This is a genomic window from Janthinobacterium tructae (assembly GCF_006517255.1).
Classification (GTDB): Bacteria; Pseudomonadota; Gammaproteobacteria; order Burkholderiales; family Burkholderiaceae_D; genus Janthinobacterium; species Janthinobacterium tructae.
In genome coordinates, this window is the sequence record NZ_CP041185.1 from 4,813,030 (window position 1) to 4,833,671 (window position 20,642).

Annotated in this window: 16 protein-coding genes; 10 read left to right on the forward strand and 6 right to left on the reverse strand. The window is 62.0% G+C overall.

The window, feature by feature from the left end:
• Positions 1 to 52: 52 nt before the first annotated feature.
• Positions 53 to 1,996: a GAF domain-containing sensor histidine kinase gene (locus tag FJQ89_RS21135; RefSeq protein WP_141171589.1), complete on the forward strand. Its 1,944-nt coding sequence runs from the start codon at positions 53 to 55 to the stop codon at positions 1,994 to 1,996.
• A 138-nt stretch (positions 1,997 to 2,134) separates the two neighbouring features.
• On the opposite strand, the gene FJQ89_RS21140 is transcribed toward FJQ89_RS21135, so the two are convergent.
• Positions 2,135 to 3,646 (reverse strand): DUF3369 domain-containing protein, encoded by a 1,512-nt coding sequence (locus tag FJQ89_RS21140; RefSeq protein ID WP_141171590.1) that lies wholly within the window; start codon positions 3,644 to 3,646, stop codon positions 2,135 to 2,137.
• A 434-nt stretch (positions 3,647 to 4,080) separates the two neighbouring features.
• Between FJQ89_RS21140 and FJQ89_RS21145 the strand changes: the two genes are divergently transcribed.
• Positions 4,081 to 4,584, forward strand: a complete 504-nt coding sequence (locus FJQ89_RS21145; protein WP_141171591.1) for a DUF3016 domain-containing protein — start codon at positions 4,081 to 4,083, stop codon at positions 4,582 to 4,584.
• A gap of 155 nt (positions 4,585 to 4,739) precedes the next feature.
• Entirely contained in the window at positions 4,740 to 5,282 is a 543-nt protein-coding gene (locus FJQ89_RS21150) for a DUF3016 domain-containing protein (protein ID WP_243136166.1), read from the forward strand.
• A gap of 1 nt (position 5,283) precedes the next feature.
• Here the strand turns inward: FJQ89_RS21150 and FJQ89_RS21155 are convergent, their stop codons facing one another.
• The 3 genes from FJQ89_RS21155 to FJQ89_RS21165 form a co-directional block, all read right to left on the reverse strand.
• Entirely contained in the window at positions 5,284 to 6,075 is a 792-nt protein-coding gene (locus FJQ89_RS21155) for a substrate-binding periplasmic protein (RefSeq protein WP_141171593.1), read from the reverse strand.
• A gap of 59 nt (positions 6,076 to 6,134) precedes the next feature.
• Positions 6,135 to 6,578 carry a thioesterase family protein gene (locus FJQ89_RS21160; RefSeq protein ID WP_071079638.1) on the reverse strand — a complete coding sequence of 148 codons (444 nt, stop codon included), beginning with the start codon at positions 6,576 to 6,578 and terminating at the stop codon, positions 6,135 to 6,137.
• A gap of 145 nt (positions 6,579 to 6,723) precedes the next feature.
• Positions 6,724 to 8,184, reverse strand: coding sequence for a PQQ-dependent sugar dehydrogenase (locus FJQ89_RS21165; protein WP_141171594.1), 1,461 nt, complete (start codon positions 8,182 to 8,184; stop codon positions 6,724 to 6,726).
• Positions 8,185 to 8,460: 276 nt separating this feature from the next.
• Between FJQ89_RS21165 and FJQ89_RS21170 the strand changes: the two genes are divergently transcribed.
• Together FJQ89_RS21170 and FJQ89_RS21175 are read left to right on the forward strand one after the other, a co-directional pair.
• Positions 8,461 to 9,567, forward strand: a complete 1,107-nt coding sequence (locus FJQ89_RS21170) for an S-(hydroxymethyl)glutathione dehydrogenase/class III alcohol dehydrogenase (RefSeq protein WP_141171595.1) — start codon at positions 8,461 to 8,463, stop codon at positions 9,565 to 9,567.
• Between the two features lie 116 nt (positions 9,568 to 9,683).
• Positions 9,684 to 9,917 (forward strand): hypothetical protein, encoded by a 234-nt coding sequence (locus FJQ89_RS21175; RefSeq protein ID WP_141171596.1) that lies wholly within the window; start codon positions 9,684 to 9,686, stop codon positions 9,915 to 9,917.
• A gap of 22 nt (positions 9,918 to 9,939) precedes the next feature.
• Here the strand turns inward: FJQ89_RS21175 and FJQ89_RS21180 are convergent, their stop codons facing one another.
• A complete protein-coding gene (locus FJQ89_RS21180; RefSeq protein ID WP_141171597.1) occupies positions 9,940 to 10,944 on the reverse strand; it encodes a GlxA family transcriptional regulator in 1,005 nt (334 codons plus the stop codon).
• 115 nt (positions 10,945 to 11,059) lie between these two features.
• Between FJQ89_RS21180 and FJQ89_RS21185 the strand changes: the two genes are divergently transcribed.
• The 3 genes from FJQ89_RS21185 (at position 11,060) to FJQ89_RS21195 (ending at position 15,332) form a co-directional block, all read left to right on the forward strand.
• A complete protein-coding gene (locus FJQ89_RS21185; RefSeq protein ID WP_141171598.1) occupies positions 11,060 to 13,996 on the forward strand; it encodes a polymer-forming cytoskeletal protein in 2,937 nt (978 codons plus the stop codon).
• A gap of 91 nt (positions 13,997 to 14,087) precedes the next feature.
• On the forward strand, positions 14,088 to 14,786 hold the full coding sequence (locus tag FJQ89_RS21190) for a dienelactone hydrolase family protein (protein ID WP_141171599.1): 699 nt from the start codon (positions 14,088 to 14,090) through the stop codon (positions 14,784 to 14,786).
• A 129-nt stretch (positions 14,787 to 14,915) separates the two neighbouring features.
• A complete protein-coding gene (locus tag FJQ89_RS21195) occupies positions 14,916 to 15,332 on the forward strand; it encodes an SRPBCC family protein (RefSeq protein WP_071079630.1) in 417 nt (138 codons plus the stop codon).
• A gap of 60 nt (positions 15,333 to 15,392) precedes the next feature.
• Here the strand turns inward: FJQ89_RS21195 and FJQ89_RS21200 are convergent, their stop codons facing one another.
• Positions 15,393 to 17,009 carry a M28 family peptidase gene (locus FJQ89_RS21200; protein ID WP_141171600.1) on the reverse strand — a complete coding sequence of 539 codons (1,617 nt, stop codon included), beginning with the start codon at positions 17,007 to 17,009 and terminating at the stop codon, positions 15,393 to 15,395.
• A 134-nt stretch (positions 17,010 to 17,143) separates the two neighbouring features.
• On the opposite strand from FJQ89_RS21200, the gene FJQ89_RS21205 reads away from it, so the two are divergent.
• Together FJQ89_RS21205 and FJQ89_RS21210 are read left to right on the forward strand one after the other, a co-directional pair.
• Positions 17,144 to 17,989, forward strand: coding sequence for an alpha/beta fold hydrolase (locus FJQ89_RS21205; protein ID WP_141171601.1), 846 nt, complete (start codon positions 17,144 to 17,146; stop codon positions 17,987 to 17,989).
• Positions 17,990 to 18,260: 271 nt separating this feature from the next.
• Positions 18,261 to 20,423: a DEAD/DEAH box helicase gene (locus FJQ89_RS21210; RefSeq protein ID WP_141171602.1), complete on the forward strand. Its 2,163-nt coding sequence runs from the start codon at positions 18,261 to 18,263 to the stop codon at positions 20,421 to 20,423.
• The last annotated feature ends 219 nt before the right edge of the window (positions 20,424 to 20,642 follow it).

Consider the following 20,642-nt stretch of genomic DNA (forward strand, 5'->3'; position numbering starts at 1 on the left):
CTGATAATATTGATTTTCAGAACATATACTTACACAAGGCACACAGTTACCCATGGAAAGCCGTCTCAGCCGCCTGGAAGCCGTTCAAACCGTGTTGCTGGAAATCGGGCAGCGCTCGAGCACCTGCAGCGATATCAGCGAATTCCTGCAGGCGGTGCATGCGGCGCTGGGCCGCATCATGTATGCGGCGAACTTTTATGTGGCCCTCAGCGACCACGATGACGGCCTGGTGCGCTTTCCCTACTTTGTCGACGAATTCGACGCCGCGCCCGATCCGGACGAGGGCGTGCGCCTGGCCAGTGCCGCGCAGTCGCCCACGGCGTGGGTCATCGTCAATCGCAAGCAGCTGGTGATGACGGCCGACGACGATGCCATGCGCGCCATCGGTGGCGGCGCCTGGGGCGGCGGCACGGCGGCCGAGCACTGGATCGGCTGTCCGCTGCTGGATCAGCAGCATCAGGTGCTGGGCGCCATCGTCATCCAGAGCTACGATGCGCAGCACCACTTCAGCCTGGAAGACCAGGCTCTGTTCGCGCTGATCGCCACGCACGTGTCGAGCGCCCTGCAAGGCATGCAAAGCATGGACCGGCTGGAAAAGGCGGTGCAGGAGCGCACGGCCCTGCTGGCGCACGAGGTGGCCGAGCGGCGCCGCGCGGAAAACCTGCAGCATGCGCTGTATGAAATCGCCAACCTGTCGGCGCAGGCAGCCGACGCCACGACCCTGTATGCGCGCCTGCATGCCATCATCAGCGAGCTGGTGACGGCGAAGAATTTCCTGATCGCCCTGTACCATCCCGACAACAAGGACATCACGATCCCGTATTTCGTCGATGAAAAGGATGCGCAGGCGCCTGTGAAACGCTTCCATTACGGTATCGGCATGAGTTCCTACGTGCTGGCGCGCCGGCAAGCGTGTTTGCTCGATGCCAGCAGCTATGCGGCGCTGGTGGCCAGCGGCGAGATGGACGAGCCGCTGGGCAATGTCGGCATCGCCAGCTGGATGGGCGCTCCCATGCTGCTGGGCCAGCGCAAATATGGCGTGATCATCGTGCAAAGCTACGACGAATCCGTCGTGTATGGCCAGGCGGAACTGGACGTGCTGGCCTTCATGGCCAGCCACGTGGCCGTGGCGATGGCCCGCATCCAGGCCGACAGCGCCATGCGCCAGGCCAAGGAAACGCTGGAAGAGCAGAACGCGGCCCTGAACAGCGCCCTGAGCGCCTTGCAGGAAGCGCAGTCGGAACTGGTGCGCCAGGAAAAACTGGCATCGCTGGGACGCCTGGTCGCTGGTGTGGCGCATGAAATCAATACGCCGCTGGGCATCTGCGTGACGGCCACCAGCCACCTGGTGCAGGAATTGAAACTCACGCGCGAAGACCTGGACGGCGGCCAGCTCGATGAAGACGGCTTGCGGCAATTCCTCGACATCATCGACCAGACCTTGCGCATCATGACGACGAATACGCAGCGCGCCGCGGCGCTGGTGCGCAGCTTCAAGCAGGTGGCCGTGGACCAGTCTTCGGACGAGTTGCGCAGTTTTAATTTGCGCAAATACCTCGATGAAATCCTGCTGTCCCTGCAACCCAAGCTGAAGGGCAAGCCGATCAAGGTGGAGATCGATTGCGCGCCCGAGGTACAGCTGCGCAGCTATCCGGGCGCCGTCTCGCAGATCGTCACGAACATGGTGGTCAATTCACTGGTGCATGGCTTTGTCGAAGGCGAGCCGGGCAAGATCAGGATCAGTGCCAGGGCGGCCGGCGAGATGCTGGAACTCGACTACAGCGACGATGGCATGGGCATGGACAGCGCCACCCTGGGCCAGCTGTTTGATCCCTTCTTCACGACCAAGCGGGGTTCCGGCGGCAGCGGCCTGGGTGCGCATATTCTGTATAACCTGGTGACGGGGCCGCTGGGCGGCACGGTGAAGGTGGTCAGCGCGCCCGGCATGGGGTTGCATTACAAGATCCGTTTCCCGCTGGAACCGAAGAGCGCTTGAAAACAGCTAGCTGAACAGCGCCCAACAAGACCGTAGCGAGCGGAAGGGAGATGTGGCTGAGAAGCGGAACCGTACTTTATGTACGGTGAGCATCGCAGGCCGCATATACCGACGCGCAGTAGGTTTGGTTGGGTACCCCTAATCAGGGAAACGCTGATTCAACGCAAGCGCTTCATCCAGATTCGCAATCAGTAACTCCACATACTGCGGATCGAGGTGGCTGCCGCTTACTTCGCGCAGGTAGCTCACTACCCGCTCCAGCGGCCAGGCGTCCTTGTAGCAGCGCTTGTGCATGAGGGCGTCGAAGACGTCGGCGACGGCGGCGATGCGCGCGTATTTGTGGATGTTTTCACCGACCAGGCCTTGCGGGTAGCCGCTGCCGTCGTATTTTTCATGGTGCTGGTGGGCGATTACGGCGGCTGCTTTGAGCAGCGGGCGCTGCGAACCGTCGAGGATGGACATGCCCACCGTCGGATGCTGCTTCATGATTTCCCACTCGGCAGCGTCGAGCTTGCCGGGTTTCAGCAGCACGGCGTCGGGCGTGGAAATCTTGCCGATGTCATGCATGGGAGCCGCGTGGCGCAGCACCATGGTTTCTTCTTCCGACATGCCGGAGGCCTGCGCCAGCAGCTGGCATACTTCGGCCATGCGGCGCACGTGGTTGCCGCCTTCGTGCGAGCGCGATTCGACCACGTCGCCCAGGCGCAGGATCAGTTCGGCCTGGGTATCGGTGATTTCCTGCGTCAGCAGGATGTTGTCGAAGGCAATCGCCACGCCGGAGCAGAATACTTCCAGTAATTGCGCGTCGAGGTCAGAAATTTCTTCCACGCCCTTCAAGACCAGCAAGGACGCCTTGCCGCTGCTGTTGGGAAAATAGCCGACATAGGTGTCACCGTGCAGGCGCGAGATTTTATTGCTCTTGGCGTCGTCCAGCTGTGACAGCAGGGAAGGGCTGAGGATGCCGTCATCGGCTTCATGGTCGCCGATCTGCGCGAGGATTTCATAGTCCTGCTCGCCCGAGATGGCGCTGGCGCCGCGCAGGCGCAGCAGCATGCTCGTTTCCAGGCGCAGCAGGGCGACGACTTGCTGCAGCAGGCCGCTGGCGAAGTCGCGCAGGTTGCGCTGCTTGAAGATATGCGCCGAGGCGGCGATGACTCTTTCCAGGCCTTCGCGGTAGTGCAACTGGGCCTGGCGCGCCTCTTCCACCTTCATGATGTCGCGGTAGGCGCGCAGGGCGGCAAAGGTGGTGGTGAACAGCTTGGTGCGGTCCAGTTCCGTCTTTTCCTTGTAGTCGTTGATGTCGTAGTTGACGATCACCCGTTCTTCCGGCGCCTGTCCCGGCTGCCCGGTGCGCAGCACGATGCGCGTAAACTGGTTGCCCAGGTCTTCGCGCATCCAGCGCGCCACTTCCAGGCCGCTGTCTTCGCGTTCCATCACCACGTCCAGGAAGACCAGCGCGATGCCTTCTTCGCGCGCCAGCACCTGCTTGGCTTCGGCGCCGCTGTAGGCGTGCACGAAGCTCAGGGCACGGCCTTCCAGGCGGAAACGGCTCAGCGTCAGTTTGGTGATGTCGTGGATGTCGGGTTCATCATCGACGAGCAGGACTTTCCAGGGGGGTAACTTGGGCGATGCTGAAGACAAAAATGACATGAGGGCGAGTTCCGCTAAAAGGCATAACTGACGCAATGTTGAGGCGCCTGCGCCAGGAATTCCTGTGCGCCATTACCGGCGTTGCGCATTTTTCGGGCGCATTTTGTCGATTGTAGACTGACAGCTAAATATTAACAATATGCAAGAAAAATTGACTAACAACATGCAACACACATGCCAAAAAAACACTTTAAATCCAGGCTGCTGGCACTATCTATGCTTTATCGCTTAGGCAACTATATTTTCAAGACAATACTTTGTTTTAATTAATATTGCCAATGAATCTGCAAAAAAAAACGGCGTCTCGCCTTTCTGGCGCGAAATCAGAAAAGTAACAAGGTATGAATTGCGCGTCAGAATGGGCCGCAGCGCGCTATATTGAACAGGTATAAGAAGTGGCACCATGCCACGCACATTTCCTGAAAGGGTACATCATGCAAAAGCAAACGACGCGCGCCCTGGTCGCCGGCCTGGCCTTGCTGGCCAGCAGCGCGGCCTGGGCAGGAACGGAAGTGCAGTTCAGCAAACCGGATCAATATACGGATGTCCCGTTCAACCCTCAGGAACGCGATGACGTATTGAAGGAACTGAGCCGGCATTTCGAGAAACTGGGCGCATCGCTGCCGCCCGGGCAGACTTTGAAAATCGACGTCACGGATGTGGACCTGGCGGGACGTGAAAATCCGTCCCTGCGTGCCGGGCAGGAGATCCGCGTCATGAATGGCCGGGTCGACTGGCCGCGCATGCGCCTGCACTATGTGCTGGAGCAGGATGGCAAGGTCATTCGCAGTGGCGATGCCGCCCTGTCCGACATGTCGTACCTGACCCGCATCAATCATTACTTCAGCAATGAAAAGCTGCGCTATGAAAAGCTGATGATCGATGACTGGTATGCCAATACCTTTGGCGTCAAGGTGAAACGCCAGGCGCGCAAGTAAGGGGCGCAGCCCGTCGGCGGCTTGCCGCTGCGCGTGCCGCCGCGCGAAACGTATTGCGCTACGGAAATTTTAACTTCGGGCTATAGTCAAACGGTGTCAGGCAGATGCGGCGTGGTGGCAGCTGCTTTCCCGTGACTTTTCTGAAAGGAATGCACATGCGTATTTCCAAGATGGCGAAAACATGGCTGGCCGCGTTGGCGCTGGCCGCCGGCAGCAGCGCCTGGGCGGGCGTGCAGGTGACGTTCGATAACCCCGATGACTATTCCGATGTTCCGTTCAGCTCGCGCGACCGGGAACAGGTGCTGGCGGGCCTGGAGAATCACTTCACCTGGCTGGGCAAGAGCTTACCCCCCGGCCAGGACCTCAGGATCGAGATCACCGATGTCGACCTGGCAGGACGCGAAGACCCGGCACGGCGCGGTGCCTTCGATGTGCGCGTGATGACGGGCCGTGCTGACTGGCCCCGCCTGCGCTTGCGCTACACGCTCGAGCAGCATGGCAAAGTCATTGCCAGCGGCAACGCTTATCTGTCGGACATGTCCTATTTGCAGCATATCAATCGTTATTCCCGCAACGATGCCTTGCGCTATGAAAAGCGCATGATCGACGACTGGTTCAAAAATACCTTCGGCGTCAAGCTCCAGGGCCGCAGCAGCCCCGTCATGAGCTTGCAGCCGCGCGAAGTGCAGCGTCGCTGATTCAGCGCAGGTAAGCCTCTTCGATGCGTGCCAGCTGGCCGTTGTGCCGCATGGCAAGCAAGGCCGCATTCATCTTCTCGATGAAATCGGCCTTGTAGACGGGCGTATTGCGTGCGCTGTAGGCGATATATGTGGCTTCGGACGACAGTTCCAGCACTTCGTGCAATTGAAAGCCGTAGCTGCTTAGTTCTCCTTGCAGTTGGCGTGCCGTGTAGCGGGCCGCGCCGCGGTCGCTGGCGTAGCAATCGATGCGCCGCAGGGCCAGTTTCTTCAGATTGGCATCGTTGCCCTTGGCCGCTGCCAGATGCAGCAATCCCTGGCGGGCCGGCGCCATCAATTTTTCCGACAGCAAAAACCCCGTGTTGACGCCGATGGTCAGGCCGGCGAAGTCGGTCGGGAAGTGCGTGCGCGGCTTGCGCATGACGGCGTCATGGCAAAACAGCACCACCGATTCGCGGTACAGCATGGCCGAATACGGTTGCACGTACGGCCGCTCTGTCTTGCGCCCGGGCGGGAACAGACCGAATACCTGGCCTTTTTCCAGCGCGGCTAGTCCCCGTTTCCAGGGGCGCGGCTGCAGGTCCAGCCGATACTCCGCCATGCTTGTGGCGGCTGCGCGCAGCATATCGACGTACATGCCCTTGAAGACGCCGTTTTCCACATAGCTGTACGGCGCATAGTCGTCGTCGCCATACAGGATGACGGTTTGCGGCGCGGCCAGGACGGTCTGCCACACGCCCGACAACGCCAGGGCCAGGGCCAGGCACAGTCTTGCCGTTATCGCTGCTTGCATGTCGCTCCAGTTTCAATGTCTTCCTGGCAAGCATACAGCATGGTGGCAAGGCGCTGCCGTTAATCGATCCAGTTCACCTGCGGGAACTTGCTGCCGAACTCTTCCGGCATGGGCACGACCTGGCTGCGCTTGTAGTTGAAAAACACAAAGCCGGACTTGGCCATCGCGATCAGGGTGTTGTCGCGCGGACGCGTGATGCGGAAGGTGATGTCGCCGCCATATTTATTGAAATCCATGACGCCCACTTCGAACAGCAGCTGGTCGCGCGCATGGGCTTCGGCACGGTAGGTGGTGGCCAGGTCGGTGACGATGATGCCGGTGCCATCCGCTTCAATGTCGCGCACGCCGAATTCAAACAGGAAGCGGGCGCGCGCCTCGGAAATCATGGAAATCATGGAGTCGTTGCCGAGATGGTTGCCGGCATTGATGTCCGTGGTGCGTACCGTCAGTTGCGAGGAATAACAGTACTGGTCTTCGGGAAATTCAAGTTTCAAACGGGCCATGGTGTTCTCTTGGGCTGGTGCGCGGGGCGCGACGGGAAAACCCATTCTAGCCGTTTCCCCGCGCCCCGTCGAAAAACGCCCTCTGCCGCGTGCGCCGCCATGTCCGCCTGCGCACGCTTATTGGCGTGCGCTTATTTATGTACTCTTATTTACGTACAACCTTGTACACCTTGCCCGTGCCGCTCAGCATGTACAGCTCGTTTTGCGCATCCTGGCCAAACGACAGGATATTGCCCACATTGGTGATGCCCCAGTCCGTCACGGCGGAGGGCGTGCCATTGCTGTAGCTGAAGCTTTTCAGCCAGCCGCTGCAGTAGTCCGAATACAGGTACTGCCCCGCCAGTTCCGGCAGGGCTGTGCCCCGGTACACATAGCCGCCCGTGATCGAGCAGCCGCCGGCCGTATCGTGGCCGTATTCGATGGCGGGCAGGACCAGCCCCGCCTGGTTGCAACTGGTGCTGTTGTAGCAATGCAATCCTTCCATGATGTTCCAGCCATAGTTGTTGCCCGCCTGCCCCACGGGACGCACGTCGACTTCTTCCCAATTGGCCTGGCCCACGTCGGCGATATACAGCAGTTGGGCCGGCACGTCGAAGGCGTAGCGCCACGGGTTGCGCAAGCCGTAGGCCCAGATTTCGGCGCGCCCGCCCGCCGTGGCAAAGGGGTTGCCAGGAGGAATGGCGTACGGTTGGGCTACCGTGCTGGCGTTGACGTCCAGGCGCAGCAGCTTGCCCAGCAGTACATTTGTGTTTTGCGCATTGCCGGGCGGGTCGCCCGCGCTGCCGCCGTCGCCCGTGCCCGCGGTCAGGTAGCCGTCCGGGCCAAAGCTGAGCAGGCCGCCATAGTGGTTGCTGAATGTGGGGTGGGGTATCGTCAGGATGGTCAGGGCGGACAGGGGATCGGCCACGTTGGCGTTGCCCGCCGACACTTGCCGCCGCTCGATGACGATGTCGCCGGCCAGGTTGGTGTAATAGATAAAGAAATAGCCGTTGCTGGCGTACTGCGGATGGAAGGCCAGCGACAGCAAGCCCCGCTCGCCGCTGGTAGTGGTGAGCGGGCTGATATCGAGGAAGGGCGTGGCCAGCAGGTTGCCGTTCTGCAGCACGCGGATGCGGCCGGGGCGTTCGAGAATGAAGAGGCGGCTGTCGCCGGGCGGCGCCGTGAGGAAGATGGGTGCGCTCAAGCCACTGGCCACCTCTTGCAGGGCCAGTGCCAGCGGTGCCGTGGCCGCATAGCTGACACTGGCGCTGGCCGTCGCCCCCGCAGTGACTTGGACCTGCTGCGTGACGGGCGTGGGCGCCAGCGTTTGCGTGCCTTGCGCCACGCTGGCGGCGCTGAGCGTGTAGGCGCCAGGCGCCAGGCTGGCGAGCGTGGTGCTGACCGTCAGCGTCTTGCTGTACGACCCGGGGCCGCTGAGCGTGACGGCGCCCGCCACGCCGGCCGGCAAGCCAACTATGCTGATTGTCAGGTCACCCGTGGTGGCGCCGGGCGGGTCGTCGTCATGGCCGCCACCACAGGCGGTCAGCAGGGCCAGGCAGCACGCCAGCAGCAGGGGCGGCAGCAGGGGCAGCCAGGGGCGGGAAAAGCGGGAAAGCAGATGGCGCATGTCAGTCTCCTGCGGGAACGACGCAACGGCTACGCGATGAATGGCGCTTGTGCCAAGAATGCGCGTCTGTCTGCCGGGAAGATTGAGCTGGCGCAAACGGACATCGCACTGACGCCAGCATACGCCCCGCGCCTGCCGCGCTTCCGTGCGCTGCTGCACCGTGCGGCGGTAGCGGACAAATGCGCCGCGTTTTCAGACAAGCGCAGGGCCCCTTGCCCCGCCACGTCCGCCGGCGCCCGATAATGGCGTATCTGAAACCGAGCAGGAAGACATCCCATGAAAACCAAAGCCGCGATTGCCTGGAAGGCGGGCGCCCCGTTGACCATCGAAGAAGTCGACCTGGCCGGCCCGCGCGCCGGCGAAGTGCTGGTCGAGCTGAAAGCCACGGGCATTTGCCATACCGATTACTACACCTTGTCGGGCGCCGATCCGGAAGGCATCTTCCCCGCCATCCTCGGTCATGAAGGCGCCGGCGTCGTCGTCGATGTGGGCCCGGGCGTGACGACCCTGAAAAAGGATGACCACGTCATCCCCTTGTACACGCCGGAATGCCGCCAGTGCAAATTCTGCCTGTCGCAAAAGACGAATCTGTGCCAGGCCATCCGCTCCACACAGGGCCGCGGCCTGATGCCGGACGCCACCAGCCGCTTTTCGCTGAATGGCCAGCCGCTGTTCCACTACATGGGCACCTCCACTTTCTCAAACTATATCGTCGTGCCGGAAATCGCTCTCGCCAAGATCCGCGAAGACGCGCCGTTCGACAAGGTGTGCTACATCGGTTGCGGCGTGACGACGGGCGTGGGCGCCGTCTTGTTCTCCGCCAAGGTCGAGGCGGGCGCCAACGTGGCCGTGTTCGGCCTGGGCGGCATCGGCCTGAACGTGATCCAGGCGGCGAAAATGGTCGGCGCCGACAAAATCATCGGCATCGACATCAACCCGGCGCGCCAGGCCATCGCGCGCAAGTTCGGCATGACGCATTTTATCAACCCGAACGAGGTGGAAAACGTTGTCGATGCCATCGTGCAACTGACGGACGGCGGCGCCGATTATTCGTTTGAATGCGTGGGCAACACCAACTTGATGCGCCAGGCGCTCGAGTGCACGCACAAGGGCTGGGGCAAATCGTTCATCATCGGCGTGGCGGCGGCCGGTCAGGAAATTGCCACGCGCCCGTTCCAGCTGGTGACGGGGCGCGAATGGCGCGGTTCGGCCTTCGGCGGCGCGCGCGGTCGCACGGACGTGCCGAAGATCGTCGACTGGTATATGGAAGGCAAGCTCAACATCGACGACCTGATCACGCACCGCTTGCCGCTCGAACGCATCAATGAAGGCTTCGACCTGATGAAGAGCGGCGAATCGATTCGTTCCGTTGTGTTGTATTAATTTTATCTGACTGTACTCATTGCGCAACACTTGACGGACGGGGCAGGGCGGCAGGCTGTACTTCGCCGCCTGCGCCTGCTAGTGTGAAGACATCCGCCTTGCTTTGGGAGCCGCTCATGTTTGCCACTGCCTACCTCGCCACGTTGCGCCGCATGCTGCCCGTCTTCCTCGGTGCGACCCTGTCTTCCCTGCTGGCCTTGTGGTGGAGCAATGCCGCCAGCCTCGCCACGCCCGCCATCTGGCTGGCGCTGCTGGCCACCTATCTGCTGTGTGCGCTGATGTTTACGCCGCTGGCCTGGCACCGTCAGCAGTTGGCCACGCGCCACGTGCGTACCAACAAGTCGCGCTGATTCCCGCTACCCCTCGCTGCGCCTAGCGCGCCGTGCTGGAAAAGCGTTCGCGGTAGTCGCGCGGCGTGATGGCGAGTTTCTTTTGAAACAGGCGGCGCAGCCTTTCCTCGCTGTGCAAGCCCGCCTGCACGGCCACCTGTTTTAAGGAAGACACATTGTCTTCCAGCAAGCGGCGCGCCACTTCAAAGCGCGCCGTCTCGATGAATTCCGTCGGACTGCTGCCCGTTTCGCGCTGGAACACGCGCGTAAAGTTGCGCTCGCTCATGGCCAGCCTTGCCGACAGCAGCGGTATGCCGAGCTCTTCGCCCAGGTGTTCCATGATCCAGCCCTGCAACTGGCGGATGGTCGGATGCGTGGTCATCTGGCTCGACAGGTGCACGGAAAACTGCGACTGGCCACCGGGGCGCTTCAGGTACACCACCAGGTCGCGCGCCACTTCCAGCGCGATATCGCGGCTGAAATCGTCTTCCACCAGCGCCAGCGCCAGGTCGATGCCGGCCGTTACGCCGGCCGACGTCCAGAATTTTCCTTCCCGCACGAAAATCGCATCGGCATTGACCTGTATCAAGGGATAGCGCTGGCGCAGGCTGTCCACGGCGCTCCAGTGCGTGGCGGCGCTCTTGCCGTCGAGTACACCGGCCTCGGCCAGGAAGAAGCAGCCCGTGCACAGCGCCGCCAGCGTGTCGATGCGCGGCGCCGCCTCGGCCACCCAGGCGGCGAGGGCGGGAATATCCTGCAAGACTTGCTCGACGTGGTGGCAGCCGACGATGACGGCCAGGTCGGGCAGGCGGTTCACATCGAGCGCCTTGCTGGCGTGCAGCGACATCAGCGTGTCGGACTCGACTGGGCCGATGGCTGTCGAGGCGATGCGCACGTCGTAGCCGCCGGGCAGATTGCGCAGGCGCAAATGGGTGTTGGCGTAATCAAACACTTTCATGGCACCGATGGCTTCGAGCGCCTTGAAGCCGGGATAGACGATGATGTCGACGGTACGCAGGGGAAATTCTTTGGGGCTTTGCTTGATCATGCGAAGTACGTGTGGGTGGAAAATACTGCCATAATGCAATACCAGCGGTGGCATAGATTAGCATGAAATAAGCGACGGACCGCCTGGTTTTCCACTCATCAGATTCTTCGATATCTTGCGCAATTACATTTTTCTCGTCGGCTTGTTCTTCTATCTATCGACCGGCATGGCCCAGGCGGCCACCTTCAATTTCAACGGCGTTGACGTCAGCAATTGCGCCCGGTCTGGCGCGCAATATACCTGCGGCAACCTGTCCATGGCCGATACCGACGTTATCGTGATCGCCAACGGCTATGGCGTGACCTTCAACAGTTCTCTGACCATGACTTATAACCAGGGATTGAGGATGAGTGGCAGCGCCGCGTTGACGGCCACGGGCAATCTCGATATCAAGGACATCAATCCATCCAACCTGAAGGTGACTGGTGGCAGTCTGACGGCGGAGGGCGGCACGTTCAGCATGGGAGCGCAGGCGCAGACGATCATTGCCAACATTGCCGCCACGACCATCAAAATGGGGGGGAGTGCCGTCAAGGTGACAGGCAGCATCAGCGCCAAGGGACTGGTGGAAATTGCATCGGGCTCGACCATCACGGGGGCGATTGGTGGCAATATCGTCAATATCCTTCCCGCGAATAGCCAGATCGAGGGCGATATCACAGCCAAGACTACGCTGACCATCGGTTCCGGCAGCCAGATCAAGGGCAACCTGGCTGCGCCGACCATCGATCTGAAAGCGTCCGGCCTGGTCGTCACGGGCGACGTGACGGCATTAAAGTCGCTGACCATCGCCTCTGGCAATGCCATCAATGGCAATGTCGAGGGCGGCAATGTCACCCTGGATGCGGCGAATGGGTATATCACGGGCAACGCTCTGGTCGACCACATCACGCTGGGATCGTGGACGCACGTGGATCAGACGATCACCTGCAAGGCCTATACTCCAGCCAACCCCTGCAGTTGCGTGACGAACAACAGCGGCTGGCCTGCCGGCAGCGTCAACGGCCCGAAATGCGGCCCCGGCACCCCCACCGGTCCCCACCATTTCCAGATCGATCATCGAGGCACGGCCCTGACGTGCGCGCCGCAAACGGTGACGGTCACGGCCTGCGCGGATGCCGCCTGCAGCGTCAAGTACACGGGCGGCACGGATGTCACCGTCAGCCCCGGCGGCACGCTGACGCCGATCGACAGCAGCGGCGTGGCGACGGCCAGCGTGCGCCAGTACACGGTCGGCACGGCCACCCTGAGCCTGACCAGCGTGCCCGGCGCCACCGGTGCGCTCGTCTGCAAGCGCGCGTCGGACAACAGCAGCAGCTGCGACATGAGCTTTGCGGCGACAGGCTTGATGGTCACTCCCGTCAATCATCATTCCGCCGTGGCCACGGCGTTCAATATCAGCGCCTTGCAAGACAAACCGAACGAGCAGGCCTGCGTGCCCCTGTTCAGGAATGCCAGCAAGGATTTGACCCTCAGTTGCGGCTACAGCAATCCTGCCACCGGCACCTTGCCGGTCCTGGTCAAAGGGACGGGGGCCTTCGTGCCATTGGCCGCGAGCGCCAGCAGCGCGTGCAGTGCGACGGGCCAGTCCGTCAACCTGGCGTTCGACAACGCTGGCGTTGCCACGGCAACCATGTTGTATGCCGACGCGGGCAAGCTGACGTTGAACGCGAAGTATGAATCGGCCAGCGGCAGCGACAAGGGCTTGAAGATGCAGGGCAGCGGTGAAGTGGTTGTCGCTCCCTACGATTTTGTGTTCAGTGCGATCGCCACGCCACAGCGTGCGGGCCTGGCCGTGACGGGCGTGGCGCCGGCAACGGTGGTTAGCGTATCGGCACGCAATGCCTTGAAGGCGGTTACGCCCAACTTTGGCCGGGAAGCGGCGGCGCCAGCCGTGCTGCTGGGACGTACTGTCGTTGAACCCACGTTTGCCGGCCACGCCGAACCGTCGGCCGATGGCAGCCTGGGCTTTAGCGGGGGTGTCTTGATCGCCACGGGCATGAGCTGGAAGGAAGTGGGGCTTGTTCAATTTACGGCCAGCTTGAATAATTACCTGGGATGGCAACGGCCTGCCGTCAATGGCGTCGTTCCACCGCTGGCAAGCGGCACGAGTGGCCAGGTGCAGTTCATCCCGCATCACTTCATCACGGAGCTGATCAAAAAGGACGACGGTGACGAGCCGGCCGCGACCAACGGCATCGCCACGCCGTGCGCCGCGCCGCTCACCTGTGCCAACGATGGGGAGAAAGGCCGCTACGCCTACTCGGGGCAGGCGATAGGCGTGCGCGTGACGGCGCGTGCCCTGGGGGGGGCGACGACCCAAAATTATGATGAGCTCAATCCGGGTGTCCTGGCGCCCGTGTTGCTCGAAGGCCTGGATGCGGCCACGGGCACGATTTCCTTTCCGCCGAGCACTCCTGATGGCAGCAGCCGCCTCACCGATGGCAGCAAGGCACAAACCACCGTCACCGGCGTGGCGCCCGCGAAATTCACCCTCGGCATCGCCCGAAGCATGGTCGCCTACCGTTTTCCGGGTAAGGCAGGCGTGCCGGTGACGGTGGCGCCCACCGACGTGCTGCTGCGCGCCAGCAGCACGTATCCCGGCGGCGCCGTCGTCAGCTCAAGTTCGGCATTGATACAGAACGAGGCACGGATGACCGTGCTGTCGGGGCAATGGCAGGTAGCCCACGGCTATGGCTCCGAGTTGCTGCCCGTTCGACTGGCCGTGCAAGTGCAGTACTGGAATGGCACGAAATGGATCACGAACCTGCTCGACAGCATCAGTGCGTTCAGCAAGTCGCAAGTACTGTTTGTCAATTGCAAGAAAACGCTGGACTGCAGCAAGCTGGCCGCTGATGACCTGGCCTATGCCGTCGTGCAAGGCGCGTTGCCGCAGGCCAATCGCCTGACCCTGCTGGCGCCCGGCGCCGGCAAGGCCGGCAGAGTGGACGTTTCCGTGGGCAACCATCCCTACCTGGGCAGCACGGTGGGCGTTGTTGTCTTTGGCATCCTCAGATCGGGCCCCGTGATTTACCTGCGCGAGATGTATTGAGCCTGGGCAAAGGGGTGCGGACGCAGGCGGCGTGAAAAACCAGTAACATGCCTGGCTGTGGCATTTCCCCCAACCTCAGACTGGAGTTTCTATGAGCACAACATCGCAGTGGATCGATATCGCCGGCCCGGACGGCAGCTTCCCGGCTTACCTGGCCGTGCCGCATATCGGTAAAGGCCCCGCCATCATCCTGTTGCAGGAAATTTTCGGCGTCAACGAGCACATCCGCGCCGTGGCCGACCAGTACGCGGCCGATGGCTACGTGGTGCTGGTGCCCGACCTGTTCTGGCGCGCGGGCGCACACATCGAGCTGGGCTATGACGAAGCAGGCTGGAAGCGCGCCGTGGAACTGATGCAGGCCACCGACAATCCGCATGCCGACGCCGATATCGCCGCCACCGTCGCCGCCCTGCGCGCGCGCCCGGAAGTGACGGGCAAGCTGGCTTCGGTCGGCTACTGCTTCGGCGGCCGCCTGTCATTCCAGACTGCAGCAGCCGGCCTGGTCGATGCCGCCATCGCCTATTACGGCGGCGGCATCCAGAACAAGCTGGACCTGGCCGACCGGATCACGGTGCCGTTGCTCATGCATTTCGGCGGCGAGGATAGCCATATTTCGCCGCAAGCCGTGCAAACCATCGCCGAGCGCTTCGAGGACCGGCAAGACGTGGAAATCCATATCTACCCGGGCGCCGAACACGGTTTCAATTGCACCCACCGCGACAGCTACCAGCAGCGCGCCGCCGCCCAGGCACATGGCAATTCCTTGATTTTCCTGTCGGAAAATCTGTAAGCGGGAGCGCCGCCAGCGCTGTCGACTCGGCAGTAAAGCCGCATGGGCGCTAAAATAGCGGCTGTGCCGGGCATCTCCGGCCGGCCGGGCGCAGCGCCCGGCAAACCTGGATGAGGAACCGAATCAAAGATGGCCCAAGTAATTGTTTCTGTGACATTGGCGGCAAGCGCCGAACGAGTGTGGGATTTTATTGGCGGCTTCCAGTCGCTGGCCGAATGGTCGAGCTCCATCAAGACCAGCCTGCCTGAGCACGGCGGCCGCGTGCGGCGCCTGAAAACCACGGACGGCGCCATCATCGCCGAACGCCTGCAAAGCTACAGCGAAGCGGACAAGAGCTACAGCTACACCATCGTCTCCGGTCCGATCCCCGTCAAGAACTACCGTTCCACCCTGCGCGTCACGGGCGAACCGGGCGGCGCTTCCTGCGTGGCCGAATGGTCGGGCGAGTTCGACGCGGCCGAAGGCGTGGAAGAGGTCATGGTGGGCGCGTTTCAGCATTTATACGAAACAGCGTTCGTCGACCTGAAACGCATCATGGCAATTTGAATCAACCAGTGTAGGTCGGATTAGCGGCTACGCCGCGTAATCCGACACCACCACTAGACGTTACCGCTTCACCTTTCCAAACGCCTCGCCCTTGTTCCAAGTAGGCAAGTTCTTGTCGTTCGCCACTTCGTAACCGAGGTTCAGGGTGAACTGTGCCTGCTGCAGCATGCCGGACAAATCCCACGACGGGTGGTACTCATCGGTGACCTGGTGGTAATCCTTTTTAAACGCCACCAGGCGCTCGCCTGAGGCTTTGGGTTCCTTGACGAAGTCGAAGGAGCCGTCGCCGGAGAATACTGCCGAGCCCACGTTGAAGGCGGGCACGCCGGCCTTGGCAAACGCAAAATGGTCGGCCCGGTAAAATGCGCCGGACAGGTCGGGAATGGTCGGCGCCAGGCGCAGGCCCATGCGTTTTGCCACCTTGGCGGCGCTGGCGTACAGGCTGCTGCGCTCGGCGCCGGCGACGCCGATGTCGTGCGTCTTGCCGACGAAGTTCATGCTATCGAGGTTCAGGTCGGCGGCGGTTTTCGCCAGCGGCCACAGGGGCGTGCGCGTATAGGCCGTGCTGCCAAGCATGCCCGTTTCCTCGCCAGCCGGCCACAGGAAGATCTGCGTGCGGCGCGCCGGCTGTTTCACGGCCACCTGCGCCATGGCCAGCAGGGCCGCCGCGCCCGAGGCGTTGTCGATGGCGCCGTTGTAGATATGGTCGCTTTGTCCTGTGCGGGCGCTGCCTTCGTCATCCTTGCCCAGGTGGTCCCAGTGCGCCGAATAGATCACGGCTTCGTCCTTGAGTTTCGGGTCCGTGCCCGGCACGATGCCGGCCACGTTGAATTGCTCGATGCTGCGGATCTGGCTATTGACTGCCACCTTGACCGTCGCGTTCAGGGGCACGGGGCGAAACGCGCGCGTTTCCGCCTGCGCGCGCAAGGCGTCCAGGTCTTGCCCGGCTTGCTGGAACAGGGTGCGCGCCATGTCTTCCTGCAGCCAGCCTTCCATCGCATTGCCCGCGCCAGCGAGGTTGAAGCGCTCGTGGCCGAAACCGTTGGCGGGCACCGACCATGGATACGAGGCGGACGCCGTCGTGTGGATCAGCAAGACCCCGGCGGCGCCCTGGCGCAGCGCTTCCTCGTACTTGTAGACCCAGCGGCCGTAATACGTGAGGGACTTGCCGGCAAAACGGTTTGCTTCGGCAACGGTCGGCTGCGGGTCGTTGACCATCATGATGACAAGCTTGCCCTTCAGATCGACGCCCTTGAAATCGTCCCAGTTTTCTTCGGGGGCGCGGATGCCGTAGCCGACAAACACGACGGGCGCGTCGAACGCCACTTTCTGCTGGCCATTCGCCGCGCCAAAGACGATGTCCTTGCCGAAGGCGGGAGACAAGGTCTTGCCGCCCGCGCTGAAGGTCACTGTGCTCGATGGCAAGGCCTTGCTGCCGACGATGGTCAGCGCCTGGCGATATGTGCCATCTTTTAATGGTTGCAGGCCGGCCACGGCCGCCTGCGTTTCCAGGTAGCGCACGGCCAGGTCGCCGCCGCGCTGGCCCGTGCCGCGTCCTTCCAGCAAGTCGTCGGCCAGGAAAGACAGATGGGCGCGCAGGGGCGCTTCGGCAACGAGCGGTTGGGCGAGGGCGGCCGTGCTGAGCAGGCTGGTGGCGAGGATGAAGGGAAAGCGCATGACAACTCCAAAAGTGAATACGGGAAAGCAAAGCAGCGACAATCTTACTCTACCGCAATGCTCTGGCGTAGCGCGCGGCGTGCGCGCGCCATTGCGGCCACAATGGCCGCTGGTCCACCGACAAGGAGCGTTCCATGACTGCCACTGACTTGCATTCAAACAATACCCTGCGTACCGCCGACGGCACCTTGATTTATTACAAGGACTGGGGCAGCGGCCCGCCCGTCGTCTTCAGTCACGGCTGGCCGCTGTCGTCCGATGCCTGGGAAGACCAGATGTTTTATCTGGCTGGGCACGGCTACCGCGTCATCGCGCACGACCGGCGCGGCCATGGCCGCTCCAGCCAGCCGTTCGACGGCAACGACATGGATACCTATGCCGATGACCTGGCTGCCCTGATAGCCGCGCTGGACTTGACGGGCGCCACCCTGGTCGGCCATTCGACGGGCGGCGGCGAGGTGGCGCGCTATATCGGCCGCCATGGCACCGAGCGCCTGGCGGGCGCCGTGCTGGTGGGCGCCGTGCCGCCGCTGATGCTGCAAACGGCCGACAATCCGCTGGGCTTGCCGCTGTCCGCGTTTGACGCCATCCGCGCCGGCGTGCAGGCCGACCGCAGCCAATTCTTCCGCGACTTGAGCGAGGCTTTCTATGGCTATAACCGGCCCGGCGCCACACCGTCGCAGGGCGTGCGCGACAGCTTCTGGCGACAAGGCATGCAGGCGGGCATGCCGGCATCCTATTTATGCATCAAGCAATTTTCCGAAACGGATTTCACCAGCGACCTGGCCAGCTTCGATGTGCCAACCCTGGTGATCCATGGCGACGACGACCAGATCGTGCCGATTGCCGCCTCGGCGCGGCGCACTGCCGAGCTCATCATCGGCAGCAAGCTGCTCGTGTATGCGGGCGCGCCGCACGGCCTGGCGACGACGCACAAGGACCGCCTGAACGAGGACTTGCTGGAGTTTTTGCGCACCTGAAACGGGGCGGGCGCCATGCTGGCGAGGCGCCCGCCGTTGCTGTTGCCGCGCAGAACAGGCGCAGGCGGCACATTGTTGTGTATCATTTAATGTTGGCAAAATCACGCGCCAATTGCGTGCGGATCACCGATTTTTCTGCCTTTTTTCGGTCCATATGCCGCAAAAAACGGCGTTCTGCGGCATGCAGCCACCCGGTAAGGGCCAGTAAAGAGTAAACTAGCAGATACACTCTTTCGCATTGGGCGATTCGAGCGAACTTGTGAGTGATTTCATGTCTGATACACCAATTTCCTTATTTTCCGACCTTAACCTGAGCGAGCCGCTGATTCGCGCGCTCAAGGATGTCGGTTACGAAACACCGTCGCCTATCCAGGCGGCCACGATTCCATTATTGCTCGCTAACCGCGACGTGCTGGGCCAGGCGCAAACAGGCACGGGTAAGACCGCCGCCTTCGCCTTGCCTATCCTGTCGCGTATTGATCTGAAACAAAGCTCACCCCAAGCCCTGGTCCTGGCACCGACGCGCGAACTGGCCATCCAGGTCGCCGAAGCGTTCCAGGTGTACGCCGCCCACATTCCCGGCTTCCACGTGCTGCCGATCTACGGCGGTCAAAGCTATGGCCCGCAACTGTCGGCCCTGCGCCGCGGCGTGCACGTCATCGTCGGCACCCCTGGCCGCGTCATCGATCACCTGGACAAGGGTTCGCTCGACCTGTCCAAGCTGAAGACGCTGGTGCTGGACGAAGCCGATGAAATGCTGCGCATGGGCTTTATCGACGATGTCGAACGCATCTTGAAAGAAACGCCGGATGGCCATCAAACGGCGCTGTTCTCGGCCACCATGCCTTCCGTCATCAAGCGCATCGCCACCACCTACCTGGTCAATCCAGCCGAAGTGACGGTCGCCGCCAAGACGGGCACGGCCGACAACATCCGCCAGCGTTACTGGCTGGTGTCGGGCATGCACAAGCTCGACGCTTTGACCCGCATCCTGGAAGCGGAAGCGTTTGACGGCATGATCATCTTTGCCCGCACCAAACTGGGTACGGAAGAGCTGGCCGGCAAACTGCAGGCACGCGGCTTCTCGGCTGCCGCCATCAATGGCGACATCCAGCAAGCGCAGCGCGAGCGCACGATCCAGCAGTTGAAAGACGGCAAGATCGACATCCTCGTGGCTACCGACGTGGCCGCCCGCGGCCTGGACGTCGAGCGCATCAGCCACGTCGTCAACTACGACGTGCCGCACGATCCGGAAAGCTATACCCACCGTATCGGCCGCACGGGCCGTGCCGGCCGCAGCGGCGAAGCGATCCTGTTCATCACCCCGCGTGAAAAGAACTTGCTCAAGGCCATAGAACGCTCGACCCGCCAGCCGATCAGCATGCTGGAATTGCCGACGATTCAGGCCGTCAACGATGTGCGTATCGCCAAGTTCAAGGAACAGATCAGCGAAACCCTGGCCCTGGGCGAACTGGAGCAATTCCAGTCGCTGATCGAAGATTTCGAACGCGAACAGAATATTCCTGCCATCGAAATCGCCGCCGCCCTGGCGAAGATGGCGCGTGGCAATACGCCGCTGCTGCTGGACAAGAACAAGGCGCGCGAGCAAGCCACCTGGCAAGACGACCGTCCGGTACGCCAAGAGCGCTTCGAACGCAACGACCGTCCGGAACGGGGCGACCGTTTTGAGCGTAACGAGCGCAGCGAACGTGGCGAACGTCCGGCCTTCCCGAAAAAGGAACGCATTTCCCGTCCTGCCGACGCCGGCATGCAGACTTTCCGTATTGAAGTCGGTCATCAGCATGGCGTGAAACCGGGCAATATCGTGGGCGCCATCGCCAACGAAGCGGGCATCGATTCGAAAAATATCGGCCGCATCGAAATCTATGACGACTACAGCGTGCTGGATTTGCCAGACACCATGCCAAAAGAATTGCTGGACCAGCTGAAGTCCGTTTGGGTCGCTGGTCAGCAATTGCGCATCAGCCGCGACGGCGATGCACCGGACCTGGCGCCGCCAGCCGCGCCGCGCAAGCCATTCGCCGCCAAGTCCGCGCCAGCGTTCAAGGATGCGCCAGCGGACGCGGGCGAGGCAGCACCAGCGCCGCGCGCGCCGAAGAAGGAGCGTCCGCGCCCGGGCGTGACGGCTTACCGCATCGAAGTGGGTCGTGAGCACGCCGTGACGCCAAGCAACATCGTGGGCGCCATCGCCAACGAAGCGAACCTGGAAGCCAAGCATATCGGCCGTATCGATATCTTTGACAACTACAGCGTGCTGGACTTGCCGGAAGGCATGCCGCCGGAAATCCTCGACCACCTGAAATCGGTCGTCGTGTCGGGCCAGAAACTGCGCATCAGCCTCGATGACGGCACGACGGAGCGCAAACCGGCGCCAGCGCGTCCAAAGTCGCCACCGCGTAAAACGTTCAAGTAAGCCCTCCCTTCCCAGGCGCCTCCCCGGCGCCTGTGTCGCGGATTGGAGACACATCCCCCACTGGCGCATTCGCGCCAGTTTTTATTTTCCCTCAATAAATATTCATTATTGCTGCGTCATGCTTGCGGACAGGCGTCGCCCTGTGCCGGCCTCTATCGCAATGCTTCCGCGTCCTTTTATCGGCGCAAACACCACATTTATTGCCTGCCGCATCGATAC